Raw genomic sequence first — 14,431 nt, 5'->3', positions numbered from 1 at the left:
ACCCACTCCGCTCACCCGCGCTCTCATCCGTGCTCTCACCCCCGCGCCGGCTCGTCCGCCGCCGGTGCTCCCTTGTCATCGGCGCCACCCGGCTCGCGCAAGCCATGCACGCCCATCAACCGATACAGCGTGACCCGCGAAATATTCAAGTCCGTCGCCGCCTCGTTCAGGCGGTGCCGATGGCGCAGCAATGCCGCCTCGATCGCGCGTTTCTCCGCGGCCTCGCGCACCTGCGTGAGCGTCATGCTTTCCTGCTCGGTGAAGCCGGCCAGATCGAGATCCTCGGCGGAAATCAGCTTGTTCTCGGCCATTACGATCGCGCGGCGCACGCGGTTGATCAACTCGCGCACATTGCCTGGCCAGTTGTAGTTGTAAAGCGCTTCGATTGCCGACGGCGTGAAGCCGCGAATCTTGCGCGCGTTGTCGGTCTTGAACTTGTGCAGGATGTGATGCGCGAGAATTTCGATGTCCTTGCCGCGCGCGCGCAGCGGCGGCTCGTCGACGCGCAGCACGCACAGCCGATGAAACAGGTCGGCGCGGAACTGGCCGTCGCGCATCGCGCAGTCGAGATCGACGTGAGTCGCCGAGATGATCCGCACGTCGACCGGAATCGACTCGCGCCCGCCCAGCCGCTCGATCTTGCCTTCCTGCAGGAAGCGCAGCAGGCTCGCCTGGCTCTCCAGCGGTAGATCGCCGATTTCGTCGAGAAACAGCGTGCCGCCATCGGCGGCTTCGACGCTGCCGATCTTGCGCTGATTCGCGCCGGTAAACGCGCCGCGCTCGTAGCCGAACAGCTCCGATTGCAGCAGATGATGCGGAATCGCGCCGCAGTTGATCGCCGTGAACATCGCCTTGCGGCGCGGCGAGCGCTCGTGGATCGCGAGCGCGGTCAGCTCCTTGCCGGTGCCCGATTCGCCGGAGATGAACACGCTCGCGTCGGTGTTCGCGACCTTGCGGATCGTCCGAAAGAGCTGCTGCATCGCCTCGCAGGTGCCGACCATTTCCTCGTCGCCGGATTCGCTGACGGGCGGCGCGACTTCCGGATCGCACAGCGTGACCATGCCGAACGCGTGGGCGGCGAGGTAATCGATCGTCGCGTGCGCGACCGGCAGCTTGACGAAGTCGAAGCAGTAGTGGCGCACCAGCCGCCGCACCAGCGGATCGTTGAGCCGCTCGGCGCTCGCGAGCGCGATCCAGCCGACCTGCTGCTGACGCAGGCTGGTCTCGAGCCCGCCGATGTCGCGCGGCGCGAAGCTCGCCAGATCGACGATGCCCGCGCAGGCCATATCGGGCTTCACGAGCCGGCCGAGTTCGTGCGCGGAGCGCGCGGCAACGACCCGCCAGCCGCGGCTTTTCAGATGCGCGACGAGGGTTTCGTCCGGCGTGCGCGCGACGTACAGCAACTGGCGCTCGAGTTGCGCATGTTCGGCGGGCGCGGCCGCGCAGGCGGCTACGCGGCGCACCGCCGCCATCGGCAGATCCGGCGCGCCGTCCGCCAGCGAATGAGCGGCCGAGTCGGCTGATGAATCGGTGGGTGAGCTGGTCGGCAAATAAGCAGATGCATCGGCGGGCAGCGCACCGCCGCGCTCCTTCGGCGACGCGAGCGACAGATGCGATCCCGCTGCCGCCACGGAGCCCACACTGGTCAGATGAGGTGATTCACGCACGTTCGACCTCGCATCGTTGGACAGCTTAGAAGGTGTAGGGAAACCGCAGCCCGACCACGAAGTTCGGCGCATCGGGCGTGAGCCCGATCGATACTGCGCCGTTGATGGTCAGGTGCTTGTTCACCACGTGGTTCAAGCCAAAATTCATTACCGCGGCCGTCGTTTCGCTGCCCGGCACGCCGGTGTAGGAGCCGCCCGGCGCACGGGTCTTCGATTCGGGTTCGAGCGCCATCGTGAACGAGATGCTGGCCGAATCCTTGTCGGAGAACGCCAGCGCGACGCCGCCGCCGAACTGCACGATGTCGCCGAGCTTGACCGTCGCCGGTTCGACCTGCCCCTCTACCGACGAGATGTCCGCGAACGAACGCGCGATGTTGTACGTATAGGAAACGCTACCGAACAGTACGACCGGGTCGTAGGTCTTCAGCACCGACACGCCCGCCGTGATGTTCCAGAAGCCGGTGCCGGTCGGCAGCTCGGTCGGCGCGACCAGATTGGTGTTGTTCGCGTCGATCTGCACGACCTTCTGGCCGAACGGCGAGCTGCCGGTCGGCGCCTTGAAGCGCAGGCTGCCGACCACGTCCGGCATGCTGTTGGTTTCCTTCAGGAACTGGTAGTAGATGCCGAAGTTCACGTCGCCGATGTCGTGGCTCGACACCGTCGCGTCCGACAGCGTGCTGGCCGCGCCGCCCGCGCCGCCGACGATGAAGTTGCTGCGCCGGTAGATGTACGGCACGTCGACGTCGACGCTGATCCGGTCGGTCAGGCCGTAGCGCGTGTCGAGGTCCGCCATCAACTGGTGCGACTTGGTCTGGCCGAGATTGATGTTGCCGAGAAAGATCGCATCGAGCGCGAGGAAGCCCGACAACTGCAGTTGGCGTCGATCGTAGTAGGTATCGCTGATACCGAAGTCCATCGTCAGCTTGTGGTCGAACAGCGGCGCGTGCTCGCGCTGCACGACCGCCTGCTCGGCCTGGGTGCGCACCGGCTCGGCCGCGCGCTGGGTCTGGCCGACCGCGCCGCTGCCGTCGGTGGCCGGCGGCAGGCCGCCCGGGCCGCTGCTCGCGGTGTTGCCGGCACTGCTGCCGTCGGGCGACGGCGGATTGACCGGCACGCCGGTCGCGGTGCCCGTGGCACCGCCCGGCGCGGGCGCGCCTGGCGTTGCCTGCGCGAGCGGCGGCAACGGCATCGGCAGACCGTCGGCGCCGGGCTGCTCGGCGACCGCCTCGCTGCCCGCGGGCGCGCCGGTGCCCGGCATGCCGCGGCCGCGCTGCGCCATCTCGAGCTGCGTGACCTGGCGCTCGAGTGAATGGATTTGCCGCTGCTGTTCGTCGACGACCCGCATCAGAGTATTCAGTCTGTCTTCCAGAGATTGACCGGCGAGCGCCTGCGCGCTCGCCGTCTGCGAAAGGGCGCATAGCATGACGGCGGCCGGAATGGCCGCCAGCGCCATGCGCGGCGCCCTGGTCGATAACACGTTTTTCATCTTCTTACTCCCCCGGTGGTCCGGCCGCGCGCTCCGACTGCCGAGTGCGCGGCCGTGTCTTCCCTGCATGTGCTGCCGGCGGCGGGTGGCGGCCCGCCTTCATCTCCTGTTTTGCAGTGCCTGTAGTACGCCGAGCTGGCGAAGCATCGCGGCCGACATCTGCTGGGTTTGCAGATGCAGTTGCAGGGCGTTGGCGACTTGCTGGTTATTGCCTGCAATCTGCAGCAGCTGGGCGATCTGTCCGCTGCCCGGCGCGATAGTCTGGGTGGCGAGCCCAGCGGGTGTCTGCAGCGCGACGCTGACGCCGCCGCTGCCGAACGAAATGCCGGCTTTTACCGAGCCGGTCGAATTGCTGGCCATCGCCGACGGTGCGGTGGCGGGGCCGGCGGGTGTCATCGCGCTGTTGCTGAAATCGATCAACGCTGAGTTGGTGCCGCTGTTGCGGTCGCCGGCCACCTGGGTGATCTGCGACACGCCGTTCACGCTGATGCTCTGGCCGCCGCTGACGGACGCATTGGGGTTGGCGCCCCAATCGCCGCCGTTGCCCGCATGGCCACCGTGGCCGCCGCGGCCGTACGAGCCGCCGGTTACGCTCGCCGACGTGCTGACGGAACTCGTCATCTGGCCGGCGCGGTTACGCGTGGCGCTGAGCGATCCCTCGGCGAGCGCGTTGACGCCGTTGGGCAAGTGCCATTGCGAAATGACGTTGAGCACGAAGCCGGAGATCATCGTCGCGCCGGCGTACTTGCCGGTCTGGGTCGCGAGCACGTCGTCGCCGACGAGCTGCACCTTGAGCGGCGCGGCCGCGGGATCGCGCGGCGCGGAAAGCTCGAGCGTCGGCGGCGAGGCGGCGCCGTCCGACGCATAGGCCACGCCGCTTGCGCCGCAGGCGGCGGCGCAGAGGACGAACCCGAGCGGATTGAGGAGTGACTTCATGATGGGTTCAGAACATGTCTGCCTTGTTCAAGCCGTACTCGAAAAAGGGCGTCGCGGCGGTGCCGGCTGCTAGCGCGTTGGCGCGCAGCTTCAACGCGAGCGACTCGTTGTCCTGCAACAGCGGTGAATCCTCCCTGAAGGGTTTGCCGAGGACCGCGAACACGAGACCGTTCCAGGTCTTCGCGAAGTCCTCTTCGAGCACGATGCGATTGCCGAGCGCCGGATCCGCGATGAACACGCGGCCGTCCTGCGCATGCTTGACGATCACGAAATGCTCGTACCCGTCGATGTTCATCAGGACCATCACGGGGATCTGAAGGTGGTGGAGCGCGTCGACGTTGACGCGAAAACCGCGGCCGCGCAGACCGATGGTCTCGACGAAGTGCTTCATGTCGAGCATCGAAAAGCCGTTCTTGACGACGACTTCCGGCGTGGAGAAAACCATCATCCGGCTGATCAGTTCGGTTTCCGGAATGTCGATCCCGTAGCCGTACTTGAGGAGGGTGGCGAGCGCCGCCGCGCCGCAGCTGTAGTCGAACTGCTGACTGACGACATGGCTGTAGCGCAGGTCTTTCATCGAACGGATCGGTTTTTTCAGCGGCACGCCCATCAACGTGGACGTGTCGATGCTCGACTGTGCGGCGGCGTAATCCGCGCACAGCGCGCAGCCTGCCAGCGCCACGACGAAACGTAGCGCCGGGAACACCTTCAACCCGGTCATGCTGGTCTCCTGCCCGATTCGCGCCGGCGGCTTCTGCGGCCGCCGGCGCGTCCTTCGACTGCTGTCCCGCTTCTGCCCGCCTGTCGACGGTGCTGCGCCGGCGCCTTACTTGCCGCTGTTCAGCGCCGCGATCGCCAGACCGTTGTGCTGCAGGTTGCCCGCGCCGCCGGCGATGTTCACGCCGATGTTGCCGGACGCGCCGTGCAGCGTGTCGTTGCCGAGCATCGCGGTGCCCTGGAATTGCCCGTGGACCGTCATGGCGGCGGTCTGCGAGTTGTCATCCGTGGCGTCCATCGCGGTCGTCATCGCCTTGCCCGGCGAGGTCGTCGTCACGGCGCCGGCAAGGCTGTTGTTCTGCACGTTGCCGATACCGGATGCGACGTTCACGCCGACGTTGCCCGTTACTCCCGCCAGCGAGCCGTTGCCGACCGACGCGTTGAGGTTGAAGTTGTTGATCCGGGCGCTGCCGCTGGTGGACTGGCTGTTGAAGACCTGCGCATTGCCGAACACGTTGCCGATGTCGACCGAGGCGAGCGACACGTCGTTGCTTTGCGCGTTGCTGATGCCTTCCGCGATGTTCACGCCGAGGTTGCCCGACACGTTGGTGGCCGCGTTGGTGCCGGTCGTCGCAGTCAGCGTGCCGGCTGCCTGGGTGTTGATGTGCTCGGTGACCGAGCCGCGAGTCGTCACGTCGGTGGTGGCCATCGTCGCGTCGACACCCCATGCGGCGCCGTATGCGTCGCTCGACGACGAACGGCTGCGCGTGTAGCCCGACGAGTGTTCGCCGACCGCCGCGAAGCCGGAGCCTTCGTTGGCGCTATAGCCCCAGGCGCGGCCCTGTCCGGATGCTTCGCTGGCTTCGAAGCCACCGGCTACACCCGACGCGTTCGAATAGCTCGATTCGTTGTAGCCGGCGTGCAGACCCGCGCCCGCGCTGAACGAACCATTGCCGTGCGACGGCGTGTTGTGGACGTTGTAGTTGTAGCCGCCACCGATCGAGCCGCCCGCCGCGATATGGGCGCCGGAATTCTGGCTCGTGTGCGAGAAGCCGCCCGCGATGCCCGCTGCCTGCTGGCTCGTTTCATAGCCGCCGCCCGTCACGCTGGCGCTCTGATTGCCGTACGCATAGCCGGCCGAGGCCTGGAAGCCCTGCGAGCCGGAGCTCGAACTCGAGTGGCTCTGGGTCGTGAACGCGAACGCCGCGCCGGCGCCTTTGACCGAACTCGAGTGGTTGTTGTAGCTCGTCGTGATGGAGCCGGTCCGATAGCTCTGCGCCTGCGGATCGAGCGTCGCGTTCACGTTGACCGACTGGTTGTTGTTGATCACCGCGCCGGCCGTGCTCGATACGTGCACGCAGCCATACAGTCCAACCATCCCTTCCACGCCGACCATCTCGCCCACGGCCGTGGTGTTGAACAGGAAGGCTTTGGGCGGCGCGGCCAACGCGCTGCCGGATGCGACGACGAGAACGGCTGCGGCAATAAGAGTGCGCTTCATGATTCGCTCCGATACTTAAGTGTGGTCAGTTAAAAAAAGTGCCCGCCGGGGGACGGAGCACAAAACTGTTTGCCGTGGCATTACCGGCGCCGGCTGCCTGGTTGATCTGCACGATTCCGGTCGCATTCCTGAAGGCATTGCTGGAAATGTTGGCCTCGCGGACGTCGCGAATCGAGCTGGACTGCCCCAGACTCCCGTTTCTCGGGGCCGTCGCGGATAGCTCACTATCCGGGACGGTCTCGACTCCGAGCGCCGCAGTGCCCACCTGGGTGCTGTTGCGCTGCAGATTTCCTGCTCCGGCCGACTGGTTCACCAGCACCGCGCCGGAAGTATTCAAAAAGGCGTTGGCTTCGATCGAGGCCTGTGCGCGCGTGACGTTCGCGGCCACCGACGCGCTTTGCACACTCGCGTTCGCGTTGCCGGCGACCGTGCCGTTGTTGCCATTAGTCACCGTGATCTGGTTGGCCTGCGCGTTGTCGAGCCCGGCCGTTTCATTGACCGTGAACGCGCCGGTGACGCCGGCGCCCGCGCCGGTGCCGATCGTCGCGGTCGCGCCGATCACCGGCACGTTCTGCGACTGTGCTTGAGGCTGTGCTTGCGCATGTGCCTGAGTTGCGGCGAAGGCTGCCCACGCGATGCATGCGCATAGCGAAGCGCGGCGCGGCGATTGCGTCAGTGCGCCGGACCACAGGGTGGCGAAGGGGCTCATTTCATCCCTCCGAGTGCGCCGCCGAGCACGTTCGACAACGGCGCGAGCGCGCCCGTCACCGACGAGCTGATCGTGCCGCCGATCCCCGGCGCCGGCGCGCCGATGCCGCCGGCGTTCAGCGCGACATTGCTGCCGGTCGCCTTGCCGCTGAGAATCTGCGCGACCGCCTGCATGCCGGTGCCGTTCAACACGCCGCCCTGGGCGACACCAGTGGAGCCGTGCGCGTTGGTCAGATCGGAGTCGCCGACGAGCGTGGCGATCGCCGGGTTGAACGAGTTGGCCGGGAACGTGGTGGCGCGCACACCGACCGGGTCCTGGTCGCGTGGTACGGGAACGAATGCGTCGCGCGGCGTGACGTTGCGCTCGACGATGATGTCGCCCGGATTGGCGACCTGTTCGGCGCATGCGGGACCGGCCAGGGTCGCGCTGAAGAGTGCGGCGAGAATCGTGGCGCCGGCCACCAGCGCACCCCGGTTGGCGCGCGCGCCGTCCAGCGACGCCGCCGGCGGCCAGAAGGCGCGCGGCGTCTGAAGGTTGGTAGTCATGTTCCGGTCCTTTCCCTGTTGTGCCCTGAGGTGCCCTGACTCCCGCCGGCCTGCCGTGTCTGATGCTTGCGTAGGCGGCGCGGCGCCGGTCCTGCACTGCTTGTGGTTCTGTCTGGTGCTGGCTACTTTCTCTGGTACGTCGCGACGTTGCCCTGGGCGGCGCGCGCGGCGTCGACCGGCACGGGCAGCGGCGAGGGCGGGGCGATCTCGTCCCACAACGTCACCTGGTTGCCGCCGCCTTGCATCAGCCGCGGCGTTGCGGCGACCATCAACATGCCGACCGCGCCGCCGCGTTGCCGCGACAGCACCTGGTCGTCGAGCGAAATATCGTTCACCGCTGCAGCATCGTCGGGTGTGCTGGTCGGATTCGCGGCGAGCTGGTTGTTGCTATCCGTGGTGGCGAGCGCGGCGGGTTGCTCATTGGCTGAAGAGGTGCCGGGCGCATCGCTGGATTCCGCCAGCGTGGCGGATCCGGCCGGCGCGGCTTGTGCGGTCTGGGCACTCGCGGCGGGCGCCAGCGCGCTTAACGCGAGCGCCGCGCAGATCGCGAAATATGAGGTCCGGCCAATCAGATCGATGCGGAAAACGAGGCGCATGATGTTGTCTCCCCTGGTGCACGCCATTTAGCGAAACATGTGCCATCGGTCGCAATCCTTTGATGCGTCTGGACATGACCGACATAACGGGGAGTAATGCGCGCGAAATCGGAAAAAAACGTTTCAGCGCTGAAACGGCGCAGCAGAAAATACCTATAATTCGTTAAACCGAAAGGTACGAACTACCTTGCGGCGAAACATCAGTAAAAGCGCTTCCAGTAATGTTTTATTTGTCGGCTGAATAAATCGTTGTGGTGTGGCTGAAACCCTGATGGATAAAGGATCCCCGATTAAATTCGCATAATTGTTTTCGAACTCGCGCACGTATAGTAAGCTCTCGAAAACGGCTTTGAATTTTTAAAAAAGGCCCATAACAGGTCGTCTCAAACACACACGCCGCTTTCTTGGGGATCAGCTGTCCGCACGGAATGGAATGGCCGTTCGGTTTTTGCGATTTGCGAATTCCGAATGAGTCAGCGTGTCTGAACCGCAGTTTCAGGTGCATGCGTCATCCTTAACGTTCGTTGACGAGAGGATCTGAATAATGGAACCCGCAACGCGGCAACTGATTTACGTTTCGCGCGATCCTAGCGCGGAGCTGAATACGCGTTTTCTGCAGCGTGGCTGGCATGTCGAAGTCGTAGGATCCGCGCGCGATGCGCGCCGGGCGGTTCGCGCCGGAATGGCCGCGGGCGGCCTGCTTGATCTTTCCAGCGATTTCCAGCCGCACGAAATCGCTGCTTTCGAATCCTGCCTGACCATGCCGAATGTCGGCTGGGTCGCGGCCACCACGCCGGGACAATTGCAGGACGCCGCGTTGCGCCGGCTCGTGCGCGACTACTGTTTCGATTACGTCACGGTGCCGTATTCGGGCGATCGCATCGTCGATTCGGTCGGCCACGCGTACGGGATGATCTCGCTGAGCGAAAGCGCGGCGCATGACGGCTCGCAGGGTGCCGAAGGCGAGATGGTCGGCTCGTGCGACGCGATGCTCGCGTTGTTCCGTTCGATTCGCAAAGTCGCGATGACCGACGCGCCGGTGTTCATCTCCGGCGAATCGGGCACCGGCAAGGAACTCACGGCGGTGGCGATTCACGAGCGCTCGGCGCGTCGAAACGCGCCGTTCGTGCCGATCAACTGCGGTGCGATTCCGCCGCATCTGCTGCAATCCGAGCTGTTTGGCTATGAGCGTGGTGCGTTCACCGGCGCGAATCAACGCAAGATCGGCCGCGTTGAAGCGGCCAATGGCGGCACGCTGTTTCTCGATGAAATCGGCGATCTGCCGCTGGAGAGCCAGGCGAGCCTGCTGCGCTTTTTGCAAGAGCGCAAGGTCGAACGGCTCGGCGGACACACGGCGATCGATGTCGATGTGCGGATCATCTCGGCCACCCATGTGGACATGACCGCGGCGATGATCGAAGGGCGTTTCCGCTCGGACCTCTATCACCGTCTGTGCGTGTTGCAGATCGACGAGCCGCCGCTGCGCGCGCGCGGCAAGGACATCGAACTGCTCGCGCGCCACATGCTCGAGCGTTTCAAGAAAGATGCGAGCCGCCGCTTGCGCGGCTTCGCGCCCGATGCGATCGCGGCACTGCATAACTACGGCTGGCCGGGCAACGTGCGTGAGCTGATCAACCGGGTACGGCGCGCGATCGTGATGTCGGAAGGACGCGCAATCACCGCGCGCGATCTCGAACTTGCCGAGTATGTGGAGATCGTGCCGGTGTCGCTCGCGCAGGCGCGCGAAGCGGCCGAACGGCAGGCGATCGAGCTTGCGTTGCTGCGTCATCGCGGGCGGCTTGGCGACGCGGCGCAGGAGCTTGGTATCTCGCGCGTCACGCTGTACCGGCTGCTGTGCTCGCATGGGATGCGGCATATGGAAAGCGAGCCGATGTCGGCGCCGCATGGCGATTTGCCGGCTTCGGTACAGCATCTTTGAGTGTGTGAAGGCGCGGTGCGGGGCCGCGCCGTGAGCATCCGTTGCCGCGCGGCTGAAGGGCATTGAGGCGCCGCGTGGTCGTTGCCGGATGGTTCCGCTATGTTGACGGGTTGAGCTTGGGTGCGGCGAGATGTTCGCCGCGCATCAGCACAGCATGTCATTGCCGCTTTTCACCTTATCGCGCCGTTGCGCGCGTCCATGTCGGTCGGTGTATGTCCCTTCGCAGAGCTTCTTCGCGTCGCGGACTTCTCCGCTTGAACGTCTCCCTTCGATTGACCGATGCCATACGCCATCGCGAGGCGTCGTCCGGTCGCGCTTGTTAGAATCGAGTTTTGCCCAATTTCGTGGCGCGTGGCCGTGCCTCGTCGAAGGAAACCGCATGAAACAATACCTGGAGCTCGTTCGCACGATTCTCGATACCGGCTCGTGGCAGGAGAACCGCACCGGCATCCGCACCATCAGCATGCCGGGTGCGATGCTGCGTTTCGATCTGCAGCAAGGCTTCCCCGCGGTCACCACGAAGAAGCTCGCGTTCAAGTCGGCGATCGGCGAACTGATCGGGTTTCTGCGCGCATCGCGCAGTGCCGCGGATTTCCGCGCGCTCGGCTGCAAGGTGTGGGACGGCAACGCGAACCAGAACGAGCAGTGGCTCGCTAATCCGTATCGCGAAGGCCCTGACGATCTCGGCGACGTGTATGGCGTGCAATGGCGCCAATGGCCCGCGTACAAGGTGCTCGACGCCGGCGCGAGCGCGCAGCTCGCCGATGCGCAGGCGCGCGGTTTTCGCGTGATCACGCAGTTCGACGAAGATGGCCGCTCGAAAGTGCTGCTGTACAAGGCGATCGATCAGTTGCGTCAGTGCCTCGATACGATCATGCGCAATCCCGCCGATCGACGCATTCTGTTTCACGCGTGGAATCCGGCGGCACTCGACCAGATCGCGCTGCCGGCCTGCCATCTGCTTTACCAGTTCCTGCCGAACGTCGCGCGCCGCGAAATTTCGCTGTGTCTGTACATCCGCAGCAACGACGTCGGGCTCGGCACGCCGTTCAATCTGACCGAGGGCGCGGCGCTGTTGCATCTGGTCGGACGCCTGACCGGTTATACGCCGCGCTGGTTCAGCTACTTCATCGGCGACGCGCACATCTACGAGAATCAGCTCGACATGCTGCAGCAGCAGCTGACGCGCGAACCGTACGAGAGTCCCCAGCTCGCGATTTCGGAGCGTGTGCCCGAGTATGCGAAAACCGGCGTGTACGAGCCGGAATGGCTCGAGAAGATCGAGCCGGCGGATTTCTCGCTGGTCGGCTATCGGCACCACGAGCCGCTGACGGCGCCGATGGCGATCTGATGCGGTGTGACGACGGGCTGTAGCGCCTGCGTCCCATGTTAAAAAACCCCGCGATCCGTTTGGATTGCGGGGTTTTTTTATTGCCGCTGCTTGTATCGCTTCACGCGTGCTGCTGTGCCGGCGACGGCGGCGCCACTCAGATCGCTCAGCCCTTGTGATGCTCGTCGTGATTGCCGCCGCCGTGCTGCTCGGCATGCTGCGGCTGCGGTTGCGCGCGCTGCTGCTGAACCTGCTGCGGACGCGGTTCAGCGCGGGGCTGCTGCATCTGCGGCCGTTGCTCGATATGCGGCTGCTGGACCTGCTGCTGCTGCGGTTCGGGGCGCGGCTGCTGCATCGGCTGAGGACGCGGCTGCTGCGCTTGCTGGAACTGCGGTTCGGGCCGTGCTGGTTGCTCGCGGGGCGGGTGCCGCATCGGCTGCGGACGCGCGTCGAAACGCGGCTGCTGGGCCTGCTGTTGCGGCTCGGCATGCGGCGGCGCCTGCATCGGTTGCATTGGCTGCGCACGGCCCTCCGGCTGACGCGCCTGCTGCTGCGCGGCTGCATTCTCAGGCGGATGCGCGACGCCAAGCTGCGGCTGATTACCCGGCTGATCCGCACGCGGCGTCTGCTGGGCCATCGGCGGATGCGGCCGCGTCCAGGCCGGCTCGGATCGTCCGACTGCGCCCCATTGCTGGGGGGCGCCGTGCTGCTGCGCGCCGGCTTGCGCCGCGGCAAGCGGATTCCCGCCGCCCGGCTGCGGTGGCCGCGGCACGCCGTTGGACGGATGTCCGTCGGCGGGTCCGGCTTGTGCCGCTTGTCCTGCCTGTCCCGTTCTTCCCCCCGGCTCCCTTTGTTCCACCTGACCCGGCTGCGGCGGACGCCCATTGCCGGCCATCGACGGCGGCATACCCGGCCGCGCTTGCGGCGCGTCGCCGTGCGAGCCCGGTGCCAGCCCGTCGGCGGGCCGCTGCCCAGCCTGCTCGATACCATGCGGCGCGCCAGGCGTACCCGGCGTCCCCGCGGCCATTCCCGGCGGCCGACCCGGCACATGAGACTGCACGACCCGCACTCTCGCGATCGGTGCCGCGCCGGGCGCCCCAGTCATATGCGCGGGCACCGAAGTCCGCACGACCGGCTGACCGCCCCCCGGCACGCGTCCGCCGCTTTGCGCGAAGCGCTGCGCGAGGTCGTCGCGGTACGCGGCCGGCATCGCCGGATTGCGCGTCGCGACGACCGGCCGCGCGGCAACGCTCACCGGCGGCCGATAGTTCGCGCGCCGCAAATCGGAGCCGAAGCTCTCGCGCACCGGCGCAATCCCCGGTGCGCCGGGGTTGATCCGCGCGTTGTGCCACTGCCGTGGATCGACCTTCTGCGCGAAGCGTCCGACCGGCTGGCCATGCACGAAGGCCGTCGCCGGCACCGCCGTCAGGCCGCCGCGCGCGTGATAGTTCACGTACGTGTTGTGAATATTCACGTCACGGTGATAGTCATTGACGATGGTCGCGCGGTTCACGCGGTTGTAGTAGCCGGGGCTCCAACGGTCGTGGCCGCCCCAATGCGGATGCCACGGTTCGCCCGGGCCGAGCGGGAACCAGGCGACGCCGGCCGCGATCGCCCCGCCGATCGCCAGATTCACACCCCAGTCGACGCCGCCATCATCGTCGCCGACGAACGCCACCAGCGCGGGCGCATAGACCGGCGGCGGTGCTTCGGCTTCGAGCGGGCCCGGCACCCATGCCCAACTGTCGTCGAACTGCACCCAGCGGCCGTAGTGGTAGGGCGCGAAGCCCCACGGCTGATCGTCGACCCAGGTCCAGCCCCACGGCGCCTGCCACACCCAGTGACCGTCGTGATACGGCGCCCAGCCGGCCGGCGTCGCGCGCGGCGTCCACACCTCGCCGTACTGCGGGGTGTCGCGCCACGTGCCGTTGGCATCGAGGTCTTCATAGCCGGGGATATCGCGCGATACGTAGCGCGCCGATACCGAGCGGTCTTCGGTGGCGTCGCGGCTGGCGGCCCACTGATCGAGTTCGTCGGGCGCCGGCGCGCGCGCGTCGGCGAGCTGTTGCAGGTTGGTGCCGGCGAAGCGGATCTGCTGGCCCGCCGCAAGCGGCACCTGGCCGCCGTCGCCGTATGCGATCGCGCTGCCGTCGCGCACGGTGACCGTGGTGCTGCTGCCGTCCGGCGCGACGTCGACGCGATAGTCGCCGGGGCCGTTCACGCCGAGCGCCAGGTTCGGCGTGTCGATTTCATACGACGAGCCGGGCGCGACTTCGCGCACGTGCGTCGACAGCGTGCCTTGCGCGACTTTCAGTTGAGCGCTGGTGTCGTCGAGATTGAGCACGTCGAGGTTGGTGTTCTGGCCGAGGCGGATCGCGGTCGAGCCGATGTGAAGCTCGGAACGCGCGTTCTGGTCGTTCCACAACTGGTCGCCGGTGGTGAGCGGGCGGTTGATCTGAGCGTACGACCAGTCGGTCGCGCCGGCGGGCTCGGTGGTCACGGCGCCGGCCGTGTAGTTCAGACGCGCGATGCGTCCCGGCGGATCGCCGTCCGGCGCGGTGGCGGCGGTGGCCGCCGTGGGCGGCGCGGATTCGATCTGCTGGGCGAATCCGGCTTGCGCGGCCAGCGCGAGGACAGCGGCCGCGATCAGCGTATAGCCGGCAATCCGGCGTTGGGGCGTGGGTTGCCGCGTGGGCTGGGTAGCGTGCGTAGGGTGCGTAGCGTGTGTCATGACTGGTCTCCGGCGGACGCGGCAATCGGCCGGATCCGTTCAGTCACTGTACCTGCCGCGCATGTTTCAAGACCTCCACATTTGTAAGGTGGATTCGCTGGCATGTAACAAAAGGTCTCGTGGGGCCAGCGAGGCGGGGCGTCGCTTCACCCGGGCGCGATCGGGACAAAATCAGCGTGCGGTCCGGGGATGCCGCATGCGCTTCGGGGGCCGCTGGCTGCGCCACGAGCGCATCGTTCGCCGGTATTTCTCCGATGAAACGGCCCCTTTAGTA

11 protein-coding genes are annotated in these 14,431 nt (G+C 66.4%); 2 read left to right on the top strand and 9 right to left on the bottom strand.

Going from position 1 to position 14,431, the window contains the following annotated elements; genetic code table 11:
- Positions 1-35 precede the first annotated feature (35 nt).
- From L0U82_RS12915 to L0U82_RS12880, 8 genes are all read right to left on the bottom strand, one after another.
- Positions 36-1,667 carry a sigma 54-interacting transcriptional regulator gene (locus tag L0U82_RS12915; RefSeq protein WP_442793617.1) on the bottom strand — a complete coding sequence of 544 codons (1,632 nt, stop codon included), beginning with the start codon at positions 1,665-1,667 and terminating at the stop codon, positions 36-38.
- Positions 1,668-1,692: 25 nt separating this feature from the next.
- Positions 1,693-3,153 carry a hypothetical protein gene (locus L0U82_RS12910; RefSeq protein ID WP_233831507.1) on the bottom strand — a complete coding sequence of 487 codons (1,461 nt, stop codon included), beginning with the start codon at positions 3,151-3,153 and terminating at the stop codon, positions 1,693-1,695.
- Between the two features lie 99 nt (positions 3,154-3,252).
- Positions 3,253-4,089 carry a peptidase C39 gene (locus L0U82_RS12905; RefSeq protein WP_233831505.1) on the bottom strand — a complete coding sequence of 279 codons (837 nt, stop codon included), beginning with the start codon at positions 4,087-4,089 and terminating at the stop codon, positions 3,253-3,255.
- Positions 4,090-4,096: 7 nt separating this feature from the next.
- Positions 4,097-4,810 (bottom strand): C39 family peptidase, encoded by a 714-nt coding sequence (locus L0U82_RS12900; RefSeq protein WP_233831504.1) that lies wholly within the window; start codon positions 4,808-4,810, stop codon positions 4,097-4,099.
- A gap of 105 nt (positions 4,811-4,915) precedes the next feature.
- Positions 4,916-6,307 (bottom strand): hypothetical protein, encoded by a 1,392-nt coding sequence (locus L0U82_RS12895; protein WP_233831503.1) that lies wholly within the window; start codon positions 6,305-6,307, stop codon positions 4,916-4,918.
- Positions 6,308-6,332: 25 nt separating this feature from the next.
- Entirely contained in the window at positions 6,333-7,016 is a 684-nt protein-coding gene (locus L0U82_RS12890) for a hypothetical protein (protein WP_233831502.1), read from the bottom strand.
- Positions 7,013-7,561, bottom strand: coding sequence for a hypothetical protein (locus tag L0U82_RS12885; protein WP_233831501.1), 549 nt, complete (start codon positions 7,559-7,561; stop codon positions 7,013-7,015). The genes L0U82_RS12890 and L0U82_RS12885 overlap by 4 nt, the downstream gene beginning before the upstream one ends.
- Before the next feature lie 122 nt (positions 7,562-7,683).
- Complete coding sequence (locus L0U82_RS12880) at positions 7,684-8,157, bottom strand: hypothetical protein (RefSeq protein WP_233831500.1); 474 nt, start codon at positions 8,155-8,157, stop codon at positions 7,684-7,686.
- Between the two features lie 544 nt (positions 8,158-8,701).
- On the opposite strand from L0U82_RS12880, the gene L0U82_RS12875 reads away from it, so the two are divergent.
- Positions 8,702-10,096: a sigma-54 dependent transcriptional regulator gene (locus L0U82_RS12875; RefSeq protein WP_233831499.1), complete on the top strand. Its 1,395-nt coding sequence runs from the start codon at positions 8,702-8,704 to the stop codon at positions 10,094-10,096.
- 379 nt (positions 10,097-10,475) lie between these two features.
- Positions 10,476-11,447, top strand: coding sequence for a thymidylate synthase (locus tag L0U82_RS12870; RefSeq protein ID WP_233831498.1), 972 nt, complete (start codon positions 10,476-10,478; stop codon positions 11,445-11,447).
- A 145-nt stretch (positions 11,448-11,592) separates the two neighbouring features.
- Here the strand turns inward: L0U82_RS12870 and L0U82_RS12865 are convergent, their stop codons facing one another.
- Positions 11,593-14,157, bottom strand: coding sequence for a DUF6600 domain-containing protein (locus L0U82_RS12865; RefSeq protein WP_233831496.1), 2,565 nt, complete (start codon positions 14,155-14,157; stop codon positions 11,593-11,595).
- Positions 14,158-14,431: the final 274 nt, after the last annotated feature.

Source organism: Paraburkholderia sp. ZP32-5, assembly GCF_021390495.1.
Lineage (GTDB): Bacteria > Pseudomonadota > Gammaproteobacteria > Burkholderiales > Burkholderiaceae > Paraburkholderia.
Note: the sequence above shows the minus strand (reverse complement) of the source record. Positions and strands in the feature narration are given on the sequence as shown.